A 26,438-nucleotide genomic window follows, 5' to 3' on the forward strand; every position below is an offset into this window, starting at 1 on the left:
ACCCTGACGTTCAGTAATTCGGTTCGAAGTTTGGGGAAACCAGCAACTAAGAATCGCTATGCTGAGACCACGGCCATTACACGGCAGGGGATGTTGTGCAAGCAGCACAGGACCAGATCCGACGATTTCCCGTGTCCGTTGTCAATCAATATACGACAAGAAGAGAGGCGATCAGGGCTTCGGCGTTCGTTCGGTCCAACTAAATCAGACTCATCGGGTGCTCGCCGACCGCGCAGCGCCGATTTCCGCGCGCAGCTCCTTACCAAGTCACGGCAGGGGTTTAGATCAATCAGGTCGGCGAGTTAGGTCAAGTGAGAGACGGATGCTTCTTCCCCGGAGCTCGTTTGCAAGCTCATTTCTGCTGCCATAAGAGGTACGCTAGCGCGCTCATTGAAAGCTGTACCTATAGGAAAGCCAGCTTGTTGATCCCATGCAGAACAAAGCTGACGAGGCTTAAGACATCAAACACCGGTTTACCAGTGCTTCGTTCAATTGCCGCGGCAAATGGCGGCAAATTGTGACACTCGCAGACGAACGCCTTGATATCGGGGTATCGCTCGAGCAACTGCACGGAGGCGCCGGCGACGCAAGCTTCTACTCTTTCCAAATCTAGCCCAGCACTACCATTCAGATATGGTTCAGCGAACGCATTGTGGTGCTGCAGTCCAAGAACTGCTATTGGCATATCATCGGAAACGCCTGCTAACTGCAGATAGCTCTTGGTGAGCGCTTCATCGTTTGCAGTAATGACGCCCACCCGGCCCTGCACCAAGCGGTATACAAGCGGGATCTGCAGCAGGGATGACGCGATGAACGGTACCCGCAGCTGGTTCGCAATCGCATCCTGCAGGGGGATGAGGAATCCGCACGTTGTCGTGACGACATGAGCGCCCTGTTCCTGCAATTTCAGCGCACCCGTTAGAAACGGAGCCAGCAAGGCTCGATTTGGGAGGGGATGCACTACATCGCCAATAGTCACGCCGCGAGCGACGTGTAGGATAGTGCGACAGGGGTAGGACTTTTTACTCCCGGCGTCCCCTGCCGGACGACGGAAGGACTTTGCTTCCATAACAATGACCCCGATGGTGATCATAGGCACTTCTTTGCCGTTTGAAGGGCTCGAGTACTTGCGCATTGGGCTAGGCGAACTCCTTTCAGAAACTATTGCTTCGTGACTATCGACAAGTAGTTGACCTGCTTCTCATATCAATTGCTAAGGTTTGGTAGTTGACGGGGCATGCAACGTTCTATTTTGTTGCGACCTGCGAGCCAGGAATTACGACGTCTGGTGCGGCAGAAGCGCTCGATCGGGGCGAGGAGGTCGGCGGCTGGCGGTTGAAAAGTGCTGGGTTGGCATTGTGATGACTGATGAAGTCCATAATGTCAGCGTGCGCACCATGCACGATCTGACAGATTCAACGCCAGATTTTTAAACGGTAAGTCACGCAAGCGAGAAGTGCACGACTGAGTTAGGACGGAGGTGCTTTTGAAACTATCGCGATGGACCTAAGAGTCTTTCACGACTTGAGTGTCATCTGTTCTAAAAGCAAGAACTCCATTGCTGATCGCGCTTGTTGCCCACAATGAACCCATGCCGACATCGATCGCGGAAAACAGCGACGTCGTACTATGCGCACAAGGCCGTATCACAAGGTTCCGCTAGGCCGACCAGCGGAAGGTTGTTCGCGGTCGAGCGCGTGGATCTAGCGTTTCTCATCGACACTCGTTCGCAAAGAATCCTATTTGAGCAACCGGAGCGGCAAGCGGATGGAAGTGTTCGGGGTGAAGGTGCAACAGAAACCTAAGTCGGGCGAGAACCTTGTGGAGATTGTGACCACTATGCAAAGGAGAATATCGACGGCATCACTTATTCGCCCCTAAGGATAGCGGCCCGAGTTGTCCGTCGGACGTCATGTGATCGGACGGGCTCGTTGACTGAGCGACGCCTGAGCTCGCGTTTGATCACACCGTAGACTCCCGCGCCGAGATCAACCCACTTCTAAGCTATCATCTTTCGCCGTCGCCTGATGCAGCTAACCAGACGCTGGTGTCGGTCGTGAGTATCTTTTTCAATCGCGGCCTGTACGCGCACCTCATCACGATCCTCGAGACCGGCAATCGCTTCCATATGGTTGCTAATCCCGATGCGGGAATCTGCATAATTCGGACTAACGCCGCTGAGGGAGGGCGCAATGCGTAGCCATAGTGACTCGATCATCGAGAGTAGCTGAGGCATTTGCGCGCTTTTGTAAATCAAGAAGTGAAAGTCTTTGTTTGCCCGCACCGCGGCGGGATAATTGGCGGTATCTAGTGCCGCGCTGATCTGCAGTTGCAGGCCCCTAAGCTCCTCCACTGTCTCGCTCGCAATACGTTCCGTGGCGACGCGCGCAGCGAATCTCTCGAGAACCAGTTGTATCGACGTCAGTTCGTCGAGCGCAGCCAACGTCAGCGTTGGCACAATCACTGTCTTTGGCCCGGAATTGACAAGCGCTCCCTCGCAAATTAGTCGCATGATCGCGTCGCGGGCTGGTGAGGTGCTGATGCTCAGAGCCTGAGCCACTGCACGGACCGTGAGCTTCTGGCTGGCCGAGAATTGGCCTCCAACGATCGCCTCCTTCAGAGAAGTATAGGCGAGCTCGCCGAGGCTGGTTTGACGATCGATAGGATACAAGGGCAACGTACCGGTTGACGAGGGCGGCCCTGAAGGTCGAACCAACATACTCCCTACCTTGGGCGGCACATTGCTAGGATTCAAAGCATTGATTCTCGACATGGCGCATCACTCCTGCAGCATTCGATTAAGAGCACCAAACCCGACCCCGATGACAGGTATGACGCAACAACGCGGTCTTATGACGGCGTGGTCTGTTGAAAGTTGGAGCAATCTCCTGGCTAGGCGAGTAATCTTAGTGTTTGCCGTCCCCGTGCTGTTTCCGAGCACAAATTGCGTCAGCGCAATACGGCAAGGCTTATCAGAAAATGCCGGAAATGAACCGCGCCACTTGGATCTCTTCCTCGTTGTAGCAATCCGCATGCCTCTGCGGAAATGAGGTGCCCTCAATTGCCAAGATAAGAAGTGGTGCGTGGCGGCCATCTCCGCCTATGTAGGATTTCCGACAACACGGAGTTCAATCGGACATTCATGGCGCGACGAATTTATGCGAATTCGTGTAGTGCCGACCTTGAACATTTGCTTAGGATCAAGAGCCCAAGAACGCGCTCTCCATCAATGGTCAGCGGCGTCATACGGCTTCCCGTTCTCGTTTTTCTCACCCTGTCTCGACCGCAAGGCGGTCTTTAGAAGGCGGAGAACTTCGAGGCGAGAAGCTCGTCATTCCCGGCCGTAACGTTGTCCAGATGGACGATTTGGCCGGGTATCGGCGCAACGGTCGCGTGCACCTGCTCGCCATCAGCGGTTCTGTGTCGGTTTCACCCGAGTCATCGGAGAACCATGCAAGGTCGGGTTCGTCCGGACGGCGCGGACCCCGTGGAGGACAATTCCAGCCGCAGATTGTCGATTAATCTGGTAGCTGACGAGCGGTTTGGGGGCAGCCTCCGGATTGGAGGCGCGTGACAAAGGTCGTCTTTGAGGCCCGAGAGATCCAGCCGGCCGCAATGTGAGTAAAGTCTCAGCAGGCCTCGAAAGTAGCAGCGTGGATGCCGACTGATCCCAATGGAAGACTGCGCGGACATGAGCGCAATCGACACATTCACCTGTCCAGTTTAGACGGGATCACTCCCCTGCAATCGATGCGTCGGGCGACCTCGCTGCGCGAGGAGCTGCTTGCCAAGAGCTACCGGCCCAACCGGCGCAGCGAGTACGATTCCGAAACTGGGGGGCCGCTCGGTATTCGACCCTTCGGCTCGGTTGGTTCAAACCGTGCCAAGTTGTGCTAGAGTCAATCTTCGATTTTCGAGGATAAAAGGTTATGATTATCGCCCAGCGCGGCTGCGCGGTCAAATGCCGTAAGGAAACGCACCGGCTGGTCTGTTGGGTTATACCGCGCGTCGTTGACACCCACCTGTCGAAACTTCAACAGGATATCTAGACCGCCTCAAATTCGTGGCCGACAATTGATCGGAACGCGGCGCTGAACCGCCATTTTGTGCTGGTGACCGACGCGCTGCGGCTGATCAGGTTGCGGCTATAAGCTCTCTCGAGGTACGGGATGGCAATGGGAGTCGCACGCATGAGTCATAAGGCAGCAAACGGACACGCCTCAGCGTGATGTCGACGTGATCGAGCGGCGGCTCGACACCACCAGCTGCTCGAGGTCGGGCGCTTAGTGGGCGCTCGCACCAAGCGGTAATCGTCAGCCGGAGAGAGCCAGTCCATAGCGATAGTGGCCAGTGCTATGCCAGTCCTCGGCGCCATGCTGTCCTGTAACGCTGGGACGGGTGCAAGAATCGCGCGCGACTTCACCGCCACAGCCACAAATCGGGCCTGGCTTGCCGATATCACCTACATCTGGCGGAAGGTTGGTTGTACTTAGCTGCCATCATGGACCCCTTCGGCCGAAAGGTCGTCGGCTGGACGATACGGGGTCACATGCGCGAACTCGTCTCCTCCGCTGACGAGGGCGATCGGCCAGCAGCGGCCGGGTGCTGAATTGATCCAGCATTCCGATCGCGGCGTGCAGGGTTTCAATCCGCCTAGTATGCCTCGCACGAATATCCCAACGCCCTCGCAGCCGCCGATCCGGCCGGATCGATGAGTCGCAAGGCGAGTTGCTTCAACCATGCCCCGATTGAGAGCACATTCCACACCCTCAAGCCCGAACTCGTTCATCATCACTACGAGACCAGCTGAGGCCGCGTGATCTTCATCGAGGGCTTAATCGAGCCCGGCTCCATTCCGCCATCGGGCATATCTCCCCGGCTGAGATGGAGTAAGCCGCCTAACCTCGTTCACTTTTCGGGGGAAAATCAGGATTGCATTGGCGTCTGAGCGGACGCGGCGAAGCGTTCCATGCGTACGTCATCGCTTGTGCTGATGACTTCGTCATTCTCTGCCGCGGTCACGCGGAGGAAGCGCTGATGCGTGGACCTGAGCAGTGATGACGTTGCTCGGGCTGTCGCTCAACGAGACGAAAACCTCGTGGGAGATGCCGGCAGGAAAGCGCCGGTTTCCTTCGCTACACACTAGAACTAAGCGAGTTTTCTAAGGGCAGCGGTTGGTACCTAGGCGCAAGCTCCATGCAAGAGGGGTGCAGCGAATCAAGACTAAACAGAGACTTGCTGACGTCCGGAAATAAGGGCGCTTGCCTGGACAGGATAGCCGACAGGACCGCCTCTCGCGCGATTGTCACTCGGCGTAGCTCTCGTACGGCGCCCTTGCATCGGCGTACCAAGTGATTGGCGATCACGATCGGGTGCGCAACTACCTGTGTAAACGACCTTGGATGCCAAACGCGGCACAAAACAGTTTCCTTGCGAGACTGTCTACGAGGAACTCGGTGCAGTGCGCCTCCGTTGCGGGCGCGGAATGTCTCCGCTGCTGGTCTGATGCCGATCTGGAAGGCGATCAGTTCCTTCTTGCTTTCCGGTACCGCGCCGATCCGTGAGCAGCTGCGATCGCCATGGTCTTCTATGCAGGCGTGCAGGAAGAAGCCATCTGACCACATATTTGGATATCGGCGCGCCAACAATTCGCGCTTTGGTCGCGCTCGTACTCGCTTGCCATTCGGCCATCAGCCGGGAAATCATCGCGGGGTGACAGATTCAGCGCTCGTCGCCTCCAGCAAGGCCGTCAGTGCCTCCAGGAAATCGCCGTTCGGGATGCCGTGGAGATACAGCGCCGGCGACAGCGGATCCAGACTTCTGGGCCGCCGTAACCATAGTGCGAGGTTCCGAGCTGAATCCGATCCGTTCACTATCGCCGGCCGCCCCACGTCGTGAATCTTTCCGTGCGGCGAGCTTGATCGGGCCGGTGCCGGCCTGGATCGTTCGCGCAGGCTATAGCCATGCCGCACAACACGGGGGTCCGTGAGCGCGCTTCAAATCCGATCGCGGCAAGAAATGTGTCGACTTCGCCTCGGCGCGTGAGCCAAAAAATTGTCGCGCACCAGCACGCAAAATATTGATCAGTTGGATCATCCATCAGAACCGCTGCGATGGCGCCACCGCCAGGACGATCTTCGAAACTCAGCATCGCTAGGGCGGGTCTAGCCCGAGGCTGGTGAATGCACGCTCAGAGGCTATGTGAAGTGGTTTGTTGATATCCAGAGACATGACAGGGCTAAGAGGCAGCGTCGTGCGTGGAATCCTGGAACGAAAAGCAGCCCCCATTTGTGGAGGTGCGTCCTCTGTCATCCGGACGGTGATCCCGTCATGCGTAACGAGAGAAGCACCGAACTCCGCTAAAGCTGAGTGCGGGTGTTAGCCGAGTGGCTTGTCGGATTTACGACATCAAGTCTTCAAAGAGACAGGCCGGCGAAGATAGAAGAAGATGATGCCCAAACGTTTCGTACTGAGTGTCGAACATCTGGCTTAAAAGGATAACGGGGCTTGCCATTGCTTCGGTACGGACGGGGTGCGACGAACGAGTCAAACGAGCATATGCGGTTGCTGCTGGCGATCTCATCCTGCCGCACCCCAGGGGAGTTGTCGTCCCGGGCTGCAGCATGCGAGACTGCCATTGTGCTCGCCACCTGTCGGTAGCGCCGGCTAGGCAGCATGGATCTCAGAGCACGTGCGTGCTTAGTCGATTTGTTTTCGTTACGCTTGGCCCAGGACAAGCGCCTCGCAGCGGAGTCGGTTGAGAAAATTCGAGCTCCGATTCGTTGCGCCTGGTCTGCTATTTTTTTCGGATCTTAAGGCCTTTGGTCGTGCTCACGACCACCGACGATTCCGAGGCGCGCAGATTTGCTTTTTGCCGTCGAGCATGGAAAGCGTGCGTTGAACTCAGCTCGGCCATCAATTTTTCATCCAACTATCTTTCGGTTCTCCCATCGCTGGCACAATCGTTGCTTGCTGATTGATGGTTGCTGTCAGGTGCACGGACGGCTAGCCCTGACCACGAAATCTGGTCCGCCAGGCCGAGCAGGAGTTGATGTCGGTTAAACACTTCTTTTGCGCATACGCAGTTTCGCATTTGGCAGCCCCAACAGGCGGGAGATTTGCAATGACGGTACTAAATTTATACACGAGGGGGCCGGTCCTTGTGGCACAGTTCAATCGGCAAAAGCCTGTGAATCCGCTCAACCGAGGACTTGTGAACGCCATTGTCGAGACCTGTCAATTTGCCCAGGACGAACCGGCCGTTAAGGCAATTGTCCTTACCGGCGGAGTGCACCGCTCATTCTGCGTCGGTGACGACTTCAAAGAAGCAAACGCTAGAACACAGACCGACGTTGAGAACGTAGTAGCTCGAATAATACAGCTGTATGTCGCAATTCTGAGCGTAACCAAGCCCATCGTCGCTGGTATCGACGGCTATGCCATTGGCGCAGGACTCCAAATCGCGCTCTGCTGCGATTGGCGTGTGGCAACGAAAACGACCAAGGTGCTCGGCTGGGAGCTCAAGCACGGGATAGGTTACCCACTCGGCGCCTATATGCTCGAGAGGTCGCTGGGTCGCGCGGCGATGTTCGACACTATCTTCGGATGCGAAGTTGTGCCGGTTGATTGGGCCACCAAACACAAGCTGTTCAGCGAGATTGCCGAGGCGAAGGATGTCGTCGAAAATGCTATTTCGCGAGCAGCAGTGCTTGGCGCATACCCGGAGGTCACCTTTCGGCGAACTAAGGAGGCCGTAAATAGCTCATTTATCGCGGGGCTGAACGAACTAGCCCCCCTTGCGAAGAAGATTCACGTGGACGGTTTCTGTAGCAAGTCCGCAGGGGCTCATTTTGCACAAGTTCTGCGCCGGTGATGTCCTGCGTCGGACACATCGAATATCTTAGCAAGAAACGGCATGGTCTGGATCTTGTTAGTGGACTCTATGCACCGGATCTATTATGTCGAACGAGGACCTTATGCGATCCACTCCGGTCCCGGACTTCGCGGTACCGAGACGAGGTAAAGGAATGGGGGCGCAGACGTTCCCGCCGACTTCACGAACGATGGCTGGGGCGCGGCGCATTATCGTGAAGGTCGGCTCAGCCCTCATCGTCGATCCCACCACCGGCGTAACTCGAGAGCCATGGCTCGAATTGTTGGCGGAAGACGTCGCGCGGCTTCGTAGTCGCGGTCAGGATGTGGCTGTGGTTTCGTCCGGCGCCGTCGCCATTGGAAGACATCGTCTTGATCTACACCAGACAATGCTGCCGACGAGGGACCGGCAGGCTGCCGCTGCGGTCGGACAAATGCACCTCACCAGAATGTACCGCGAAGCATTCGCGCGATATCGGCTGACGACAGCGCAGGTTCTACTCACCCTCAACGACACGACAGAAAGGCAGCGTCTGCTCAACGTCCGCGCATGCCTGATCAAGCTTTTGACATTTCAAGCGATTCCCGTACTGAACGAAAACGACGCTATTGCGACGCGCGCGGGGAGTTTTGGCGACAATGATCGTCTTGCCGCCCGCGCTGCACGGTTAATTGGCAGCGACACGTTGGTACTTCTATCCAACGTGGCTGGGCTTTACTCGGCAGATCCGAATGTATCATCAAGTGGAACTTTGATAAGGGAGGTGCATGATGTGACGCCGGAAATCGAACGCATGGCTGGAGGTGCGCGGTTCGGCTACAGCTCCGGCGGGATGACAGCTAAGCTCGTCGCCGCGCGGATGGCGCTTGCTTCAGGATGCACCGTGATAATTGCGGACGGCCGCGGTGCGCATCCTCTCGCGGCGATTGACGCCGGTAAGCCATGTACTTGGTTTCTTCCTTCCATCGGAGCGCTCATCGCTCGGAAGACGTGGATCGCGAGCGCTTTAAGACCGGAAGGTGTCGTCGTGGTTGCTGATGCAACAGCGATTCAGCTGAGGCTAGGCCAGGGTCTTCACATCGACGGAGTGACATCGTTTGATGGCGACTTTGGTCGAGGTGATGCTATTATCGTACGTGACGTCCATGGCAACGAAGTTGCTCGAGGTCTTTCGATTTATTCCAACAGAGAATTGCGCTGGATGACCCGCCGATCGCGACGGGAAGCTGTAGCCTCGCTGACATGTTGTAAGCTTGGCCAGGTCATTGATGGAGACGATTTGGCACTTGCGAACTAATGTCAGACTAGAAAGTGAAGCTGTTTGCGATTCAACTAAACGCAACTCGACTCCAGCGTATCGCCAACCCTGCTCAGTGCTAGCCCGGAAGCGCCAGCCCGTCTCTCTTACGTCCGAGCGGCGAGCCTCAACGACTTGGGCGAGCTTAAAAAAACGGGACACGGCAATGAAGGAAACCCAAGCCGCGATACGGCAGCTATCGCTGTAAGCTGTTTTTCCATTTTCAGGCCGATCATTGTGCTAGCCGCGGCGAACAGAGCGGAGCGCCGCGCGGCTATATTGGTGAGGCTGCGGGCCATAATTATGTTATGTGTGCCGCTTGCTCAGCGGCACTCATGTCAAATTGCCAATCTGTTGATTCTAAGACGAGCCCACGGGGCAGGGCAGGTGGCGAAGCTGAGCCGGGTGAGGGGGAGGCAACAGAAGTTGGCCGAGGAACCTCGCCGAGGCAAATCAGGCCCAATCAACCGGCCCCGTCTCCTGCGGCGAGGAACAAGGAAGAGGTACGGAATGTCTACCAACCTCGTGTCCCCGTGAATGCAGCCACGCTGCAACCGGCTATTTCTTCGGCCGGAAGCGGCCGTAGAAAATCTCGCCGTTTTCCGCCATCTCCTCCAGTAGTTTCGGAGGGGCGAAACGAGGACCAAATTTTGCTTCGAGTTTGTGGCACAGCTCGAGGAACCTCATGGTGTCCATAAAATCGATGTACGAGAGCAGGCCGCCCGTGAACGGCGCGAAGCCAAAGCCGAAAATAGAGCCGAGATCGGCCTCGCGCGGATCGGTGATGACGCGCTCCTCTACGGCGCGTGCCGCCTCCACCGCCTGCACCACCAGAAAGCGCTGCTTCAGCTCTCCGACGTCGAGCGTATCGGGGTCGAGCTGGGTGGGCTGCAGGTCGGCAAGGCCCGGCCAGAGCCGCTTCCGGCCCTTGCCTTTGTCCGGATAATCGTAAAAGCCCTTGCTATTCTTGCGGCCGAAGCGCTGCCGCTTTTCGACGAGTTCGACCATCAATTTCTTCTCCTCTTGGTCGATCGCATTCGAACCGAGATCGGCTTCAGTCGCCTTCATGATACTCAAGCGGAGATCGAGCGCGGTTTCGTCAGACAACGAGAGCGGCCCGACCGGCATGCCCGCCATCTTAGCGCAATTTTCAATCATTGCTGGGGGGACGCCCTCCAAAAACATTTGGCTACCTTCGGAGATATAGCGGGCCACGCAGCGGTTCGCGAAGAAGCCACGGGAATCGTTGACTACGATCGGTGTCTTGCCGATCTGTCTGACATAGTCGAGCGCGGTCGCAAGCGCGGCATCACCGGTGTTCTTGCCAACGATCACCTCGACCAGCATCATCTTCTCCACCGGCGAGAAGAAATGGATGCCGATGAACCTTGTTTGATCCTTGAACTCTTCGGACAGCGAAGTTATCGGCAGCGTCGACGTGTTGGATGCGAAGATCGCCGTCTCTTTCAAGAAGGGTTGCGCCTTTGCGTTGACATCGGACTTGACTTTGCGGTCCTCAAACACGGATTCGATGATTAGGTCGCAATCTTTGATGGCTGCATAGTCAACGGTGGCGATCATGCGTGCGAGCGTCTCGTGGCGATCGCTTTCCTTGGCGCTGCCTTTCTTGATCAGGTTATCGAACATAGCATTGGCGTGGGCCTTCGCCTTGTCCGCGCTCTCCTGGTGACGAGTGATCAGAACCACCTCAATTCCGGCGCGAGCTGAGACGTACCCGACACTCGCGCCTACAAAGCCGGCACCAATCACGGCGAGCTTTTTCACCTTTGTCGGCGGCACGTTCTGCGGACGGCGGGTGCCTTTGTTCAATTCTTGCTTTGAAACGATCAAGCTGCGGATCATGGCCTGCGCTTCCTTCGAGCGCAGGATATGCGCGAAATAGCGCGACTCAACACGTAACGCCGCATCCATGGGCAGCTGGAGGCCTTCGTAGACGCAGCTCATCACGGCGCGCGCGGCCGGGTAATTATCGTAAGTCTCGCGCCGATACATGGCATTGCCCACCGGGAACATCATCATGCCGGCCTTGGAGAACACGGGACCACTTGGCAGTTTGAATCGCTTCTCGTCCCAGGGCGCCACGGCCCTGCCGCCACGCTTGATCCAGGTTCTCGCCGCCTTGATCAGATCGGCCGGCGGCACAATAGCATCAATCAACCTCAGCGCGTGGGCGCGCGTCAGATCAATGGGCTCGCCCTTGAGCAGGATCTGCATCGCGTCTTGCAGCGCAACCATGCGCGGCACGCGCTGGGTGCCGCCGGCACCGGGAAGAAGGCCTACTTTGATTTGCGGTAAACCAAGCATAATTTTCGGATTGTCCGCGGCGACGCGGTAGTGGCAGCAGAGCGTGAGTTCAAAACCGCTGCCGAGCGCGGGACCGTTGATCGCAGCAGCCCATGGCTTGCCCGAGGTTTCGATGGTTCGAAGAATGAGCGACAAGCGGCAGCTCTGATCGAACAGGAGTTGGTGTGCCGCAGTTTCGCCGCTCTTCGCAAACGACTGCGCATAGGCGTGGCGTATTTCCTCGATCATCTCAAGATCTACATCGACCGAGACCGATTCTTTGCCTGAGGTGATGACCACACCTTTGATCTTGTCATCGGCTGAGGTCTGCTTCGTGATCTCCTCGAGCTCGTTGATCGTTGTCTCGTCCAGCAAGTTCGTCGAACGGTCTGGAATGTCCCAGGTAATCAGCGCAATACCGTCAGCGTCCGTTTCGATTGTGAAATTCTTCAAGGTCATGTTGTTCCCTCGACCGCCATTGCATTTGCAGGTGCGACGATTTGAATCGATGATCTAGTACTTTGGGGCTATGGGTCCGCCGCGCTGGCGTAATGCGCGAAGCGGAAGGGTGAATTGTTCTCGGCGATCCAATCGTCGGCAGTTACACCCGTTCGATGACCGTGGCAGTTCCCATGCCACCTCCTATGCATAGTGTCACCAAGGCGAGTTCCTTGTCGGTGCGCTCAAGCTCGTCGAGCACAGTGCCGAGGATGATCGCGCCAGTGGCGCCTAACGGGTGGCCGAGCGCGATCGCGCCCCCATTAACATTGATCTTGTCATTGTCGATTTCCAACGCTTGGATATAGCGCAGCACAACCGATGCAAACGCTTCGTTGAGCTCGAACAGGTCGATATCCGATTTCTTGATGCCGGAGCGCGCGAGCAGTTTCTTAGTAACGTCGACCGGCCCGGTCAGCATCATCGCGGGCTCGGAGCCGATATTGGCGAAGGCGCGGACTTTTGCACGTGCCTTCAGGCCGTATTTCGTGCCGGCGTCCTTGCTGCCAAGCAGTACGGCGGCGGCGCCGTCGACGATACCTGATGAGTTCCCGGCGTGATGCACATAGTTAATGCGCTCGACTTCAGGGTGCGACTGGATCGCGACCGCATCAAAGCCGCCCAGCTGGGCAATCTCCGCAAAAGACGGTTTGAGCTGCGCCAGCGAGTGCATGGTCGTGTTCGGGCGCATGTGCTCGTCCTTGGCGAGGATGGTCAGCCCGTTGATGTCCTTCACCGGCACGACCGACCTGTTGAAGAGGCCCTTGTCCCAAGCCTTGGCCGCGCGCTGCTGGCTCCGCACGGAGTAGGCGTCGACGTCTTCACGGGAGAAGCCGTATTTGGTGGCGATCAAATCGGCCGAAACGCCCTGAGGCATAAAATACGCGGGCACCGCAATTGAAGGATCCATCGCTAAGGCGCCGCCCGATGCTCCAATGCCTACCCGGCTCATCGATTCGGCACCGCCGCCGATCACAAGTTCATGCTGACCGCTCATGATCTGGGCGGCGGCAAAGTTCACCGCGTCCAGGCCAGAGGCGCAAAACCGGCTGATCTGCACGCCGGGCACGGCCTGACCCAATCCCGCTTTCAGAGCAGCGATGCGGGCGATGTCGCCACCGGCTTCGCCGATTGGATCGACCACGCCGAGGACGATATCATTGATTGAATTTTCCGGAAGATTGTTGCGCTCCCTCAGTACCTCGAGCGGAATGGTGGCGAGCCGCAGTGCCGTGACCTCGTGCAGCGCGCCGTCCGGCTTGCCGCGGCCGCGCGGCGTGCGAACGTGATCGTAGATATATGCTTCAGGCATGAAGCGCTCCTGAATGGTGATCATGATATAAAAGCGGCCTTAGCAGCAGCTTGAGATGAGTGGCGAGGCCGGATCGGCTATCGTAGAAGCTGGCGCACGCACGAGGCACTCGCTGGCTTGGATGTGTGGGGTCAGAAAGCATAGAACGAACATCTTGTGCCCTGACCAGCTCTAGGCCGGATACTCGACCGCTGACGACATCGTTCGCTAGGACTGGAATGTGTTTCACCGCCTAGGTATCGAGGTTGAGCTACGCAAGAATGGGATCGTCCTTTATCACGCATGCTCTTTCTTTCCTCCTCCCAGAGCGTGGACCCAAATCAAGGAACGGAGCGCATCGCTCGTTTTGCGGGTTTGAATGCACTCGGCCCTCAGCCAGGGTCGCCTCCTCTCAATAGCAACTGTCATGCCAGAGTCGTTCAGGCCGAGTTAGACTTCTGATTATGCTCAAGAAGGGACGCTGATCACTAGGACGTCGGTGTTTCAAACCCGACAGCCTATTGTATCGCTGTCATAAGCCGAACAAAGGTATGCATCCGGCTACGGCCCCTAGTTCACCGTCGTGGAACATTCAGCTATCCCTTCGTACGATGCGTTATCGCTCGCGAGCCGGGCGGAGACCGCTTCGCAAAGTCGGTTATAACCTCGCGGAATGCAATCCGATGAGACCAACGAAGGGAGGGACTCCTCTGCTTCGCTGATTCGTACCTAAGATATTTGGTATTTTTCGTGGTTCGTTGTGACCATCTGGTTCGGAGCAAAGACAGCAACAAAGATAGGTAGAACCTCTATTCGATCAGCTGCCGGGTTATAGAAAGATGCGCAGTATCCAGCCGCCCAAAATTTCTGTCTCTGAGTTCGATGCGATGGAGCCCTTTGACGGCGACCCCGTCCATTTCGTCAGCGCTCGGGTGATCAGCCAACAGGGGCGACACAGGTCCTGATCAGGAAATGAGTTCCATCTCCTGCGCTACGCAGAAAAGGTCGTAGATGTCACTCTCACGATCACCAATATGGATCACCGTGCCGGACGATTCAGGAGTTGGTAGACTGCTCCAGACTTTCCAAACACCAGACGCTTTCCTACTTTCTGGATCCGGAGTCGCGGCAGGGCTCGTGATAAAGGCTTGCAAGGACCAAGTTGGGGCGGCCGAGCTCACGCCGAAAGAGGCTCCACATGCGTGTACTCTATCGTTTGCTAGCAGAGTGCGTCGTACTTGCTTGTACGAGAACCGCCATGTTTCCAGGTTGATGCTGATTTCTCCACATTTTCGTGTGTGCGCGCGGAAGTTCGCTCCAAGTGAAGGCTTCGGACAGACAGGGATCTATGCGCCGCTCAACAACGAGTCGATTCGCTTCCCACACTTGATATGGACTCGCGAAGTGGCTACCCTGGATTCGTTTCTGTCGCATCCAGACAAAGCGCGCATCCATCGTGAAGTGGTAACCTGAGGTCCCTCCACAAAAGACAACCATTCCGCCTCGTTTCACCACGTAGCAGCTGACTGGAAACGTCATCTCTCCCGGGTGCTCGAAGGCAATGTCGACGTCATTACCCTTTCCGGTAATCTCCCAAATAGCTCTTCCAAACCGGCGCACCTCCTTCATGTAATCGCTGTATTCGATGTCGTTGATATCGGGAAGTCGGCCCCAGCATTCGAACTCCTTCCGGTTTATTACGCCTTTGGCGCCCAAGGACATCACATAGTCCTGCTTAAACTCATCAGATACGATGCCGATCGCGTTCGCCCCGGCAACTCTTACGAGTTGGACTGCCATCGAGCCAAGCCCGCCAGCTGCTCCCCACACTAAAACATTTTGACCTGGTCGGAGCCCGTGTGGTGGATGCCCAAACAACATCCTGTATGCGGGTGCCAGCGTGCCCGTATAGCAGGCACTCTCCTCCCAGCTTAGATGCGTTGGTCGAGCTAAGAGCTGCCGCGCTTGAACGCGAGCGAATTGCGCAAAGGATCCGTCTGGAGTTTCATAACCCCAAATTCTCTGCGAAGGTGAGAGCGTGGGATCGCCGCCATTGCACTCAATATCGTCGCCGTCGTCCTGATGGGAATGAAGAACCACCTCGTCACCAATCTTCCATTTCGTCACGCGATCTCCGATAGCCCAAACAACTCCTGCAGCCTCTCCTCCGCAGATATGGTAGGGGTGCCCATGCACGTCGAAGGGCGAGACTGGCGTCCCAAGAGACGCAAAAATAGAGTTGTAGCCTATCCCGGTCGCCATAATCATGACCAGGGCGTCCTCCGATCCTGTGGAGGGGGTATCAACCACCTCCACCTGCATTGCAGACTCCGGATCCCCATGCCGCTCTCGCCGTATGACCCAAGCGTACATGTGCTTCGGTACATGACCCAATGGCGGAATTTCGCCAATCTCGTAAAGATCCTTCGCGATAGATGTGGCCTGGTCCGTCACTGACGGAGGTTGGCCGCCATATTTATTGATCTCGATCATGTGTACCTCGACGCAAATAAGATGAGCAGGCGCGTCTACGTGAGTTGTTGATACTTTTCAGTCACTAGCCGCGACCATATTCCAGTCTATCGCGAGATAATCGTGCGCGCTGTAAGCGCAGTAATGAAGAGGGCCGCGAAGCGTTCGTTTGGAACATGTTTTCATAATTGTGCGGCACTGCTCAATCAGTCTCGACGTTTAGCCAGTCGAGATAGCCTTCAGAATACTGTGCCGGCAACGCACTATTTCAAATTTCGAGCAACATCCGCGACCGTCGCTCCCAAAAGAACGGTCGATGTCTCAAGATTCAGCCTTGAAATCTGATCTTCAGCGTAACGAAGCAGGTCGAGAACGTTCAGCAGTTGCCGCCGCCGTTTAGATGCGTCTCCATATTCATTGTCGTCGGCCGCGAACGCTCCTTTGCTTCGCATGCTTTGTCGAAAATGGAACTCGCCAGGTGTCGCTTTAGCAGTCCCTTTGAGGAAAATCGACGAGATGTTATCGACCATAGCGTCGCCCAGCGAGCTAACGAAGATTGGAATATTTGTCGTTAGAGGATTCTCGAGAAGGCTCTGGCAGGTTTTCATTGCGTGTCCAATCGGAGGGGAGGCAACGAGGATGATATCCGGCTGATGTTCGACGGCCAGCGATAGACTCTGGTCTAATTCGCCCGCAACAACATGAATGCCACATTGATTGAGGGCCTGGCACAAATCGCTGAAGTAGAGACTATCGGCTCCCACTACCGCCGTTGGAGTGCGACGTTTTATCGAGAAGGAACAGTCAGCGGAACTTTTGGCGGTTTCAAGCAGGCTGCTTTTTGCAGGCGTGATCTGTCTATTGGCGGTATCACGCGTCGCCCGGGTCCCGATGTGACTTTGCAAAATGCGCTCCTCTCGCGATCTCTGATTTGTCGAACCATGGTCTTGAGGCTACTACGACCGCAAATTGCGTCGCATCAGTCCGGAATCCGATGATAGCTCGAAATACTACGCCGAAAAACAAGGAAGGGCGCCTACCAATTGAAGGAGGCTGATGATGACTCTCGCTTCTCATATTGGCAATCTTCAAGAAGCGGCTCCTGTAGCTGCTCCTATTTTATGACGTGACAATGCCATTATCCTTTTCACGAACGCGATCGCACGTATCACGCGGCCAAGTCTTTGTCCTCCCAGCCGGCGGCCGCAAGAAGGTTTTGCGAAGCACTGGTATCCCGGTTCAGGGACTATCGGTGAAGTCGAGAGTGCAGATGATCGTCGCGTCGCTTTTTGAACTTCCGCTGAATGTCATCCAGCGTCGATTAGAGTCTCGGGGTTTTGCACGCCAAGTGGCGCGGGTGGAGCAGCGGAGGATCGGCGGAGCTGGTCGGGTTGCGCAGCCGATCGTTCGTTGCGGTGAGGTGGGCGGCCTAGGCCGCCGGGCTCAGGTATTTCAGCGACGAGTGAGGCCGCCGGATATTGTAGTCGGCGACTCGGGACACGATCATTCCTGGCTTGCCGTCATCTCCGGAATGGCGCCCAGGGCATTCCTTAGTGACGACATCGACGACGTTGAGAATGCGGAAGCGCCGGCCGTTGACGAACTGGGTGTGGACGAAGTCCAGCGACCACCGCGCGTTGGGCCTCGCCTCGATCAGGATCGGGGCACGGGTCTCCGCAGCTTTGCGGGGAGCCCGCCGCTTGCGGACGGTGAGCCCTTCCTCGCGACACAGCCGGTAGATCCGGTTGATCCCGGGCGGCTCTCCCTTCCGCCTCAGCAGGACGAAACAGCCGGGTAGCCGAAACGCCGCCTCGTTAGCGAGATCGCAACGGGCCACGCAGCTCCGCGTCCGCAGGGCGGCTGGACAATAATGGATCATCTTCTGATACGCGCCGGCGATCGGGCAGGCCTGCCGTTCCGACAAGCTCATGACACCTGTACATGTTCGTCTGCAGCGCGCTTGACGCCGCATAGCAACTCGCAAGATGAGCTAGGCCGAGCAAAGTCATTGACGATCCGAATTATCTTGGAACTCACATGACCTTTCGATGACCCGGCCCTGATCGGCTCCGCGAATGAGCCGAGGGGCTCGACTTGCCCTTTTTTGTTGGTGAGGTTGTCCATGATGATGATGTCGCCGGGACCGATAAGGTGCGGAAGCGAGTGATGCGCCTCGAGCAAGCCGAAGACGCTATCGTGTCCGCGCGATCCCTCCCCATCGCAGCGGGGACTCAGTTGAACAAATACTTGAAAATGTTACAGTAGTGTTTGGAAAGAAAAAGGAGGCTGCGTTCAATTGTGACGTGCAACGATCTCGATGCCAGAATTGGCGAACGCATTCGAAGCCAGCGAAAGAAGATCGGGCTTAGTCAGAAGGAGCTCGCCAGTCAACTAGACATAGTTTTTCAGCAGCTGCAGAAGCATGAGAATGGGACAAGTAGAGTGCCGGCCAGTCGCCTTTATGAAATTGCCCGGGTACTGAATACACCCATCTCACATTTTTTCGATGTCGATGAACATAAATCAGTAGCGCGCACGTCGCGCCTCTCGGACGTTTCTGCGATAATGGACGTGCAAAAGGGTAAGATGGCAAAGCAAGTACTTGAGCTTATCACGGCGTTCACGAAGATTAAGGACGAGAATGCTCGGGCGGATATCGTCTCCTTGGTCGTGAGGTTTTCGAAGCCTAACACTAGGTCGTAGGGCTTCGAAAAGCTTTCGGCCGAAGTGCAGCAACATGCTTTGCGACCATGTTGGAGGCTTCGGCTACTGCTTAAGTACATGTCTGAAGTGTTGTTGAACAGCGCTGGTCGCGGCGCTCGCAACATGAGCTTTCTTCGCCTGGGGCGCGATGGCGTGCAAGCCAGCGATGAAACCCCGATTTACCGACTCCTTCGTTCGTCGAAAAGTGACTTCTGGAAATCCACCAAGCATCTGCGCGCGTGCGATAGCGTTCTCTACAAGACTGTTCGAATCAACCACCTCGTTAAGCAATTTGTGGTCCGCCGCCCACGCAATCGGAACAATTTCGCACCCATAAATGAGATCAGTCATCGCCGCTCGGCCGAAAAAACTCTCGAGCATATAGCCGCCGATTGTACAGGCGATCCCGTGCTTCAATTCCCACATAAGCAGCTTGGTTTCCGGCGAGCCCACGCGCCAATCGCAGGAAAGCGCGATCTGAAAGCCGATCCCTATTGCGTATCCGCCGACTGCGGCAACCGTCGGCTTGGTGACATTGAGTATCGTAGAATAGAAATCAATCAATCTATCGATCAAGGTCTCGATCGCTGCACGTCCAGAAATCTGGGCCATCTCGTTAAAATCACCACCGACGCAAAAGGATCGGTCATTACCTCCTGTCAGTACTAAAGCTCTTATCGCAGGATTATCCTCAGTCTCTCGGCATATGTAGCGAATGGCGTTCTCAAGCTCGAGGCTCAACGGGTTTTGCGCGTTCGCGTGATTGAATCGCGCGATCAGAACTGCGTCTCGAACTTCCGTTTCTAAAATGGGCATGGTTTCTCCAATCAGTCTCGCACATCTGTTAATTCATCGCTCGCCGACCACCCCTGACACTTCGCTTGAAGCATGAATATGCATCTATATAAAGAAACTGTCAATCACAAGTACACCTATAATGGGAATAAGGTGGCCGCTTCCCCGCTTTGGCGTGACGATAGACCGGCTGAAAAAAACTCAAAGGCACGTGGCCGGACAGCGTGTTGCATTTAGTGCTCCGCTCCTGGTCTCGCATTGGTGTCACGTCGGTGTCTGGTTGTGCCTTCTAGAGTGGCGCCTAGGACCTCGCCAAGCCAGGCCCTCAAGATCATAGAGCCGGAGCTCAGCGGACGTGAGAGCCTTGAGCGGCCTGTCGGCCTTACCTCTCTTGCCCTTCGCAGGAGGATTTCGAACGTCTTTGTGAAGGCCGCAAGTTGGTCAGCATCTCGATTCCAAAATGGTCGTAATCTCGTATGTTCCAAGGGTTCGACAAGAGACAGCTCAAGCAAAGTATCGCCATCACGGCGGGCAGTCGATCGACGCTCGGCAAGCCTCCTGGCGGGCCACCCTGACTGGCGTCGGGCGACCCGCGCCGGAAGCAGGCAACGATGGCGAGTTGGACTCCGGCTGTCATGTAGTTTAGAAATTAGATGAGAGGGCTAGCGCGAATTATCACCGCATAACTATGCCGCGGAGACAATCGCGATTAGCCACAGGCAAGATAATCCATTCGTCCACCGTCTACTGCCAGCATCTGAGCTGTAACCCAGCCCGTCTCTGGAGCTGCTAGGAACGCGACGGCGTTCGCAACGTCCTCAGGTTCTCCGATGCGCCCCGCTATCGTCCGCTCCCGAACATGCCTCTCGATAGAGTGCCATTCTGCGCCGTGAAGTCTTCCTTGCGTCATGTCCGTCCGGACGAAGCCGGGAGCGACGGCGTTCACGGTGATTCCGTCGGGTCCTAGTTCCATTGCGAAGCGCCGCGTCAGGATCGCCGCCTCTGCCTTCGTCGCGGCATAAAATGCGTTTCCGGGCAGCGTGGCTCCGATTGCCGCGATTGAGGTCAGGTTAATAATCCGACCATAGCCGCGTGTTCCCATGCTTGCCTTCACAGCGCGCGTTGTGTGAATGATGCCGTCCACATTGATCCGACGCATGTGGTCGAACTGCTTCTGATCAAACGTTTCAAGCGTCGCCTGGTACAGTAGTCCAGCGTTATTAACGAGGATAGTGACTGGACCAAGATGTGCTTCTGTCTGCTCAACCATCGCCCTGACTGATGCAAAATCCCCTACGTCTGCCCTCGCCGTCATGGCGTGACCACCAGCAGCCTTAATTCCGCTCGCAACTTGCTCTGCCGCGCCCGCTCGTTCTGCAAAGTTGACGCATACGGCAGCACCGCGCTGCGCTAGGGAAAATGCGATTGCCCTTCCGATGCCCCGCGACGCGCCCGTGACCAGCGCCACTTGGTTCGTCCACATCACGATCCCTCCTCGTTTTGCCTCGCGTGGCACGGCTATCGCAAGCGACTCCTGTCGGAGAAATGAACTCAGCTTTAATTCTGCAGCTAGAGTTCTCCTTTTCAGAGGCCGCTGCCATTATTCTGATGGACCGTACCGCCAAGGCACGGGACTACTCGAGGCGAGTCGAATCGAAAACCACTGTATCGCCGCGTAGCTGCCGCCACAGATAAGGTAGTGCTCGTGTGCCAAACGAACGCGTCCACTGTCAACAGTCAGTTTTCGTAGCCGGGTTGTGCATTGAGATGGTGAGGTGCCGGTCCGCCAATTCCGGCGATAAGATCTGAAGCGATGCTTCAACACGCGTTGCACGACCCAACGGCAATGCATCCCATAGAGCTCGCTTCATGCAGCGTCGCTGAGGTTGTCATAGGCAATTACAGCTCCTCGTCGCCGTGCGACTGGCAGCCAGTTTGGCGAGCTTGCTTACGAGAAATCGATCATTAGGGGCCTGTTTGCACCACTTCGCAAGCATGCCTTACGATCCCTGGAACAGGCACTCGAAGCTGTACCTCGAGGTTTTAGCTCGTTGGACCTTTGCCTGATTCGGCTGCGGGTTTTGGATAAGCGTTGGCCATTTTGGCGCGGGGTCTTTTCTGTTCTGAACATCCATCGCGCGCGCTCGGCATTGCGCCATTTTCTAGGCTACGGTCTCGGCAACGCGGCGCGTGAAATTTGTCGATGGGCCGAGCGAGACATTTGCAGGCAAGCATGCGGTCCGAGCGCGACCATATTGACCTCGCTCACGTGCCTGGGGACGTGGTGGAACTCTACTCGACGCAGCCCCCCGCGTGCTTCGTCGCCCCCAAAGCCTGTAGATGGTGTCGGCGGAATGGGTTGAGAGATTGTTGAGCACGAGGCGGATGCACTCGGCTCGGCGATAACAGATGTAGTCGAGGTCGCGCATGCAGGCTCCAAAATCTTCCGAAGCCGTCGCCGGTCACCTTCACCCTGTGCCATAGCATGCGCTTCGGGGAAGACGAATGGGTTGCGGAGCCATTGCGCCGATACTCGCGATCGGAGCGCTCGATCTGACCCGGCGTGCCGCGGATCTGCTGGCCCGCTTCGCCGAAGAGCTGGATCAGGCCCTCGTCGCAGCAGATTATCGGCCGCTCGGATCGGGCGAGTCAGCATAGAGATCGAGCAGGTCCTCCATGAGGGCAGGCCGCGGCTCCTTCCTGAGAGCCGCCTCTCAGGTTGCTCAGGGCAAAGTGTCGTTTTGATGCGATATGCGGTGGACCCGCCGATGCCGACGCTGCGGGTGAGGTCGGCATCACTCGCTCCTGAGTCGGCGGCAGTAATATCTGTGCCCACGCGAGCTTGCGTGCGACGTGCAGCTCACGTTTGGGGTGCATTCGGTTTGCCGTGTGTGCGACTACGTTCATCCGAGCCTACTCGTGTCGAGGCAAGGGCGAACAGCGGAGGGGGATGGAATGCTGAACAACCTCTACACCGAGTTTGCAATCCATCGTGGGCGCGGACCTCTAGAGGGCATGGCTCAAGCACTAACGGCCAATCGGCGTATGAAGGACAGACTACGCCGCCGTAGGCGTGGGTGATCGGACCTGCGCGCTGCGAGAGCAAACCTTGTCCTGAGCAGACGACGGGCCCCTAACTGCCCCGTTCGCCGCTGCACAGGACCGCAAGTCGCAAGCTCAATGTTCGCCACTTTGGACCGGTAAGAGCACGCGTAGCATAGCATTTGTCGCAGCAGTTAGAACGAAACAGAGAGCCGATCCATGTTCGTGGGCAGCGACTGCAGGCGAACTCCAGGTCAGCGACATCTGCCAGTTTGACGTGAACCCCCAAACCTTCCTGTTAGAGGCATCATCCACCAACGTCGCTTCATCCACGGTCGTGTCCGCGCCAACGGCGCGACGTTCCGCTCCTTGAAGAGGTGCACCAGTTCTTCGTTCGTGCCACATATCATTAGGCCGGGGCTTTGGGCGGCCAATGCTGCTTCAGCCACCGGAAGTTCGCGAGCGCGATCTCGTCCGATCGGACGGAAATACCATCCTCACGGGATATCTGATGGGTTTGAGGGTGTCCTCTGTCGCGCTGCGTTGGGATCCGGTTGGACCATTGTCCGCCTGGAGACCGCGGACAAGGACCAGGATGCCATGGGCCAGGATGCCGCTTAGCCTTGTAGCTGATCGAAAGGAAAGCCGCCGCCAAACGCTGTCGTGACTAAAGCATGTGCCCATGTCGTCGACCGATGCCGAAAAGGAAGTTTCCCTGCCACGGGCCCCACTTGATGTGCTGATGCGTACGCCGCACCGCCCTCTCTGCGCTATCGTAGGCCAGGTTCCATAGCGGGCGTCCAGTGGAGAATTGGTCGGGAACTCCGGGCTCAATCCGCCCAATGTGCTCAATCCGGCCCATGTGGAAGACTAAACACCGGGCACTATTTAATTTGGTAGCTGCCCAAAGGAGAACCAATAGTTTAGTCGTCGACGGGAAGCGGATCAAGCGGCCACAGATGTACAGGCTCAATGTTGTCGAGCCGCGCTTTCGTGCCAGCTCATCTAAGCGGTAGGGTGTGTATTGTTGCCAGATAAAAATGGAGAATGAAATGCAACAGCGGGGCGCTCTCTCCGATGGTAGCTGTCCAACTGGACACTATCGGAACACCGCTTACGTCGTCCACAAGAGCAGGTCGTATTTTGATGAAGCTTACGCTGCTGGTCTCATGGGCATCCAAGGACGTTCCACGACGGGGCGGACGTTTGCCCAGGGCCCCGGCCCGCTCGAGAATCGATCACGGATCATCGATTTCGTGCGATGCTCCTACCTAGGCCTGGACAATCACCCCGTGATCATCACGGGCGCAATCGACGCAATCAAGGCACACCTGTCATTGCACTGGTCATGTGCACGAACGCGACTCAATTTCGATCTCCTGGCAGAGCTCGAAGAAACCCTGTCGGAGATGTTCTGTGCACGCGTGCTCGCATTTTCCACTGTCATGCTCGCCAACCTAGGCGCGATGCCTCTCCTCGCTTCCGGCCAATTGACGGGCGGAAGAAAGCCGGTCGTGGTGTTTGACCGCATTGCGCACGTATCGCTCGCCTATCACAAGCCGGTGGTCGCTGATGAAACGCGGGTGGAAACGATTGAACACAACGACATCGAGGCCCTCGAACGCTTGTGCCGCGAACATCCGGTGGTGGCCTATGTATGCGACGGTGTTTATTCCATGGGGGGGAGTGCGCCCGTGGAGGAACTGCGTCAGCTCCAAGAAAGGTACGGGCTCTTTCTATATATCGACGACGCTCACGGGATATCTCTGTTCGGACGCCAGGGCGAAGGATTTGCTCGCTCTCACTTTCCGCAGGTGCTCAGCGACCGCACGATCATAGCAGCCTCGCTCGCAAAAGGATTCGGCGCGTCAGGCGGCATATTGATGCTCGGAACGGCCGATCACGAGTCTCTCTTTCGGCGCTACTCCATTCCCTATGCATTTTCGGTGGCCCCCAATCTTGCGGCCGTTGGCGCGGCCCTCGGCTCCTGCAAGATTCACCGGTCGGCAGAACTCGACGAGCGGCGAAGGCGGCTGGCGCAACGGATCGAGATCTTTGATCGTCGTGTCGCAACCGCCGAGCAACGTAGTTCACTTCCGATCCGAATGATCTACATCGGATCGGAGGTCAGGGCGATTGCGATTGCAAGACAGCTCCTCGATCTCGGGTTCTATACTTCCGTCACGTTCTTTCCGACGGTCGCACAGGGTAGGGCAGGGATTCGGGTGTGCATCACCGCCGATCATGAGCCCGGCGACGTAGAGCGGCTGTGCGACTGCATCTTGGAAGAACTCAACGACACGACTGCGAACGGAGTGGGCCCTACTCTGACGTGAGTGCGAGGATTCGATGGATAAACTTGATGGACCTGCCGGTCGACAACGCTACAATTAGCAATCGGAGGCGTGAACGCTCGTAAACCGCGAGACTCCTGGTCCACTTCGACGACATACCGGCATCCTTGGCCATTGTCGTCAGCGGGACGCGCCGCGAGAACGAACATCTGACAGAGCGCAGCCATGCCCGCCTGAAATGTTGATTGTCAGTGTCTCACAGGGCGACGCGGACCGCGTTTGCTTCCAGTATGCCCGGCGAGCCGCGAAACGCAATTGATCGATCAAGGAGTGCCGTGCTCGTGGTGGCTCCGTAGGTCCGAACGCACAGCCGAGGAAAGTCAGACAATCATTCTGATAGGAAAGTGGAGTCCCTGATGGGAGTGTTATCGCATCTACGAGTCGTCGAAATCGGTAGCTCGGCCGCAACCAGCTATTGCCCGCGACTGTTTGCGGATTTCGGCGCCGATGTCCAGAAGGTCGAGCCGCCGTTAGGCGATCCACTTCGCCGCAGCGCGCCAACTACGCCCAACGAGCAGAGTGCCTGGTTTGCCTTCCTCAATTTCAACAAATCAAGCCTGATAATTGATGCTACCGCGCCCGGCGCGATCGAACGTCTGATCGCGCTGATCGATGATTGCGAAGTTGTGCTCGATGGGCGCGATGTCGATTCAGCGGATTGCCCGTCCAGTGATATCGCCGCGGTGCGCGCGCGGCGCTCTGACTTGATCTACCTCGGAGCAAGCTGGTTCGGTCGCGAGGGGCCCAACGCGGCATTCGCGGGAACCGAGTCGACCGTCCGCGCTCTCGCAGGCCTGATCAAGCTCGTCGGACCCGCCGCTGCACGCACCCGATTTTCAGTCAGCGTTTGGTGCGAACAGCATGTATAGGGATTGCCGCGCCTACGGCTCGACTCTCGAGCAGGGATCGGGATTTCCCACTGTGATCGGAAAACCCGATGGGCCGCCTGTGATGAGCCTCACTGCGCTTGGGGATCCCGTTGGCGGGTTGAACGGTTGCGCTGCAGTTCTGGTCGCATTAATTCACGCCCGCAATACCGGGCAAGCACAATTTATTGATCTGGCGCAGATCGAATGCATGATGCCGCTCGCGGTGCCGTGGATCACACTCCAGTCGTTCGGTGTGACGCCGGCAAGATACGGAAATCGACACCCTCAGTTCGTGCCGCACGGCTGCTTTCGGTGTGCGGGTGAGGACAATCGGATCGTTATTGCCGCGACCGATGCGGACACGTGGCAGAGGCTTGGCCCTGCTTATTGGCAGGCCGGACTGGAAGGACGTATCCCTGAAATCTGCGGAAGCTCGCCGTGTCATTGAGGACGTCATCGAGACGGACATCGGCGCTTGGACGCTCGCCCGAGATGCGGAGGACGCCATGTCCGAGTTGCAGGTAGTGAACGTTGCTGCCGGCGTGGCCCGGCGGCCAATTGACATGCTCGGGGATTCGCATCTCAGGTCGCGCGCATTTCTGCAAGAGGTCAATCGCGCTTTCATAGGCTTGCATCTACAGCCCTCGATTCCAATAAGGGAACAAGCTGAGCCCTATGCGATCCGCACGGCGGTCCCTACGCTCGGACAGCACAACGAGGAAATACTGTCCGGGCTTCTCGGCCTCTCTGACGCCGAGATCGCGCGACTGGTCAAGGATGGAATGATCGGTACTGCGATGCTTTGCGAAGACGAGATCGCAAAAGCAAACAACAAATAGGGTAAGGGGATCATAGACACCGCCATTTAATGACGTGACAGAGTCTTCTTAGTACTCAATCGCTCGGAAAACAGGATTGCACTGTTGGCGGGTATCCACTC

At 56.8% G+C, this 26,438-nt stretch carries 15 protein-coding genes and 1 pseudogene; 7 read left to right on the plus strand and 9 right to left on the minus strand.

The annotated features are described in order from the left end of the window. Positions 1-403: 403 nt before the first annotated feature. A complete protein-coding gene (locus tag GGD65_RS30655; RefSeq protein WP_183237678.1) occupies positions 404-1,093 on the minus strand; it encodes a hypothetical protein in 690 nt (229 codons plus the stop codon). A 906-nt stretch (positions 1,094-1,999) separates the two neighbouring features. Further along, positions 2,000-2,773 carry a GntR family transcriptional regulator gene (locus tag GGD65_RS30660; RefSeq protein WP_246783453.1) on the minus strand — a complete coding sequence of 258 codons (774 nt, stop codon included), beginning with the start codon at positions 2,771-2,773 and terminating at the stop codon, positions 2,000-2,002. A 4,350-nt stretch (positions 2,774-7,123) separates the two neighbouring features. Here GGD65_RS30660 and GGD65_RS30665 point away from each other — a divergent pair. Both GGD65_RS30665 and proB read left to right on the plus strand, forming a co-directional pair. After that, a complete protein-coding gene (locus GGD65_RS30665; protein ID WP_183237679.1) occupies positions 7,124-7,873 on the plus strand; it encodes an enoyl-CoA hydratase/isomerase family protein in 750 nt (249 codons plus the stop codon). Positions 7,874-8,027: 154 nt separating this feature from the next. Continuing rightward, entirely contained in the window at positions 8,028-9,170 is a 1,143-nt protein-coding gene (proB, locus tag GGD65_RS30670) for a glutamate 5-kinase (protein WP_183237680.1), read from the plus strand. Between the two features lie 558 nt (positions 9,171-9,728). Here the strand turns inward: proB and GGD65_RS30675 are convergent. The 5 genes and pseudogenes from GGD65_RS30675 to GGD65_RS41210 form a co-directional block, all read right to left on the minus strand. Next, positions 9,729-11,933 (minus strand): 3-hydroxyacyl-CoA dehydrogenase NAD-binding domain-containing protein, encoded by a 2,205-nt coding sequence (locus GGD65_RS30675; RefSeq protein ID WP_183237681.1) that lies wholly within the window; start codon positions 11,931-11,933, stop codon positions 9,729-9,731. Positions 11,934-12,075: 142 nt separating this feature from the next. Beyond that, positions 12,076-13,284 carry an acetyl-CoA C-acetyltransferase gene (locus GGD65_RS30680; RefSeq protein WP_183237763.1) on the minus strand — a complete coding sequence of 403 codons (1,209 nt, stop codon included), beginning with the start codon at positions 13,282-13,284 and terminating at the stop codon, positions 12,076-12,078. 1,188 nt (positions 13,285-14,472) lie between these two features. Next, positions 14,473-15,756, minus strand: a complete 1,284-nt coding sequence (ccrA, locus tag GGD65_RS30685) for a crotonyl-CoA carboxylase/reductase (protein WP_183237682.1) — start codon at positions 15,754-15,756, stop codon at positions 14,473-14,475. Positions 15,757-15,998: 242 nt separating this feature from the next. After that, on the minus strand, positions 15,999-16,640 hold the full coding sequence (locus GGD65_RS30690) for a hypothetical protein (protein ID WP_183237683.1): 642 nt from the start codon (positions 16,638-16,640) through the stop codon (positions 15,999-16,001). A 402-nt stretch (positions 16,641-17,042) separates the two neighbouring features. Beyond that, a pseudogene (locus tag GGD65_RS41210) lies at positions 17,043-17,668 on the minus strand (hypothetical protein); the annotation flags it as partial. A 365-nt stretch (positions 17,669-18,033) separates the two neighbouring features. Between GGD65_RS41210 and GGD65_RS41215 the strand changes: the two are divergent. Then, positions 18,034-18,438, plus strand: a complete 405-nt coding sequence (locus GGD65_RS41215) for a helix-turn-helix transcriptional regulator (RefSeq protein WP_183237684.1) — start codon at positions 18,034-18,036, stop codon at positions 18,436-18,438. Between the two features lie 63 nt (positions 18,439-18,501). Here the strand turns inward: GGD65_RS41215 and GGD65_RS30705 are convergent, their stop codons facing one another. After that, positions 18,502-19,254 (minus strand): enoyl-CoA hydratase/isomerase family protein, encoded by a 753-nt coding sequence (locus GGD65_RS30705; protein WP_183237685.1) that lies wholly within the window; start codon positions 19,252-19,254, stop codon positions 18,502-18,504. A gap of 688 nt (positions 19,255-19,942) precedes the next feature. Next, entirely contained in the window at positions 19,943-20,716 is a 774-nt protein-coding gene (locus tag GGD65_RS30710; protein WP_183237686.1) for an SDR family NAD(P)-dependent oxidoreductase, read from the minus strand. Between the two features lie 2,599 nt (positions 20,717-23,315). Here GGD65_RS30710 and GGD65_RS30715 point away from each other — a divergent pair. From GGD65_RS30715 to GGD65_RS40820, 4 genes are all read left to right on the plus strand, one after another. Beyond that, positions 23,316-24,611 carry an aminotransferase class I/II-fold pyridoxal phosphate-dependent enzyme gene (locus tag GGD65_RS30715; RefSeq protein WP_409362767.1) on the plus strand — a complete coding sequence of 432 codons (1,296 nt, stop codon included), beginning with the start codon at positions 23,316-23,318 and terminating at the stop codon, positions 24,609-24,611. 374 nt (positions 24,612-24,985) lie between these two features. After that, a complete protein-coding gene (locus tag GGD65_RS40810) occupies positions 24,986-25,498 on the plus strand; it encodes a CoA transferase (protein WP_283813720.1) in 513 nt (170 codons plus the stop codon). After that, a complete protein-coding gene (locus tag GGD65_RS40815; protein WP_283813721.1) occupies positions 25,491-25,946 on the plus strand; it encodes a CoA transferase in 456 nt (151 codons plus the stop codon). Before GGD65_RS40810 ends, GGD65_RS40815 begins: the two co-directional genes overlap by 8 nt. After that, positions 25,852-26,337, plus strand: coding sequence for a CoA transferase (locus GGD65_RS40820; protein WP_283813722.1), 486 nt, complete (start codon positions 25,852-25,854; stop codon positions 26,335-26,337). The genes GGD65_RS40815 and GGD65_RS40820 overlap by 95 nt, the downstream gene beginning before the upstream one ends. The last annotated feature ends 101 nt before the right edge of the window (positions 26,338-26,438 follow it).

The organism is Bradyrhizobium sp. CIR18, assembly GCF_014198295.1.
Taxonomy (GTDB): Bacteria; Pseudomonadota; Alphaproteobacteria; order Rhizobiales; family Xanthobacteraceae; genus Bradyrhizobium.

Bases quoted from the DNA above. Each gene is read 5' to 3' on its own strand.
- GGD65_RS30660 (WP_246783453.1), bottom strand. From the start codon at position 2,773: ATGTCGAGAATCAATGCTTTGAATCCTAGCAATGTGCCGCCCAAGGTA.
- GGD65_RS30705 (WP_183237685.1), bottom strand. From the start codon at position 19,254: ATGCCCATTTTAGAAACGGAAGTTCGAGACGCAGTTCTGATCGCGCGA.
- GGD65_RS30675 (WP_183237681.1), bottom strand. From the start codon at position 11,933: ATGACCTTGAAGAATTTCACAATCGAAACGGACGCTGACGGTATTGCG.
- GGD65_RS40815 (WP_283813721.1), top strand. From the start codon at position 25,491: ATGTATAGGGATTGCCGCGCCTACGGCTCGACTCTCGAGCAGGGATCG.
- proB (WP_183237680.1), top strand. From the start codon at position 8,028: ATGGGGGCGCAGACGTTCCCGCCGACTTCACGAACGATGGCTGGGGCG.
- GGD65_RS30715 (WP_409362767.1), top strand. From the start codon at position 23,316: ATGGAGAATGAAATGCAACAGCGGGGCGCTCTCTCCGATGGTAGCTGT.
- ccrA (WP_183237682.1), bottom strand. From the start codon at position 15,756: ATGATCGAGATCAATAAATATGGCGGCCAACCTCCGTCAGTGACGGAC.
- GGD65_RS30710 (WP_183237686.1), bottom strand. From the start codon at position 20,716: ATGTGGACGAACCAAGTGGCGCTGGTCACGGGCGCGTCGCGGGGCATC.
- GGD65_RS30655 (WP_183237678.1), bottom strand. From the start codon at position 1,093: ATGATCACCATCGGGGTCATTGTTATGGAAGCAAAGTCCTTCCGTCGT.
- GGD65_RS40810 (WP_283813720.1), top strand. From the start codon at position 24,986: ATGGGAGTGTTATCGCATCTACGAGTCGTCGAAATCGGTAGCTCGGCC.
- GGD65_RS30680 (WP_183237763.1), bottom strand. From the start codon at position 13,284: ATGCCTGAAGCATATATCTACGATCACGTTCGCACGCCGCGCGGCCGC.
- GGD65_RS30665 (WP_183237679.1), top strand. From the start codon at position 7,124: ATGACGGTACTAAATTTATACACGAGGGGGCCGGTCCTTGTGGCACAG.
- GGD65_RS40820 (WP_283813722.1), top strand. From the start codon at position 25,852: ATGCGGACACGTGGCAGAGGCTTGGCCCTGCTTATTGGCAGGCCGGAC.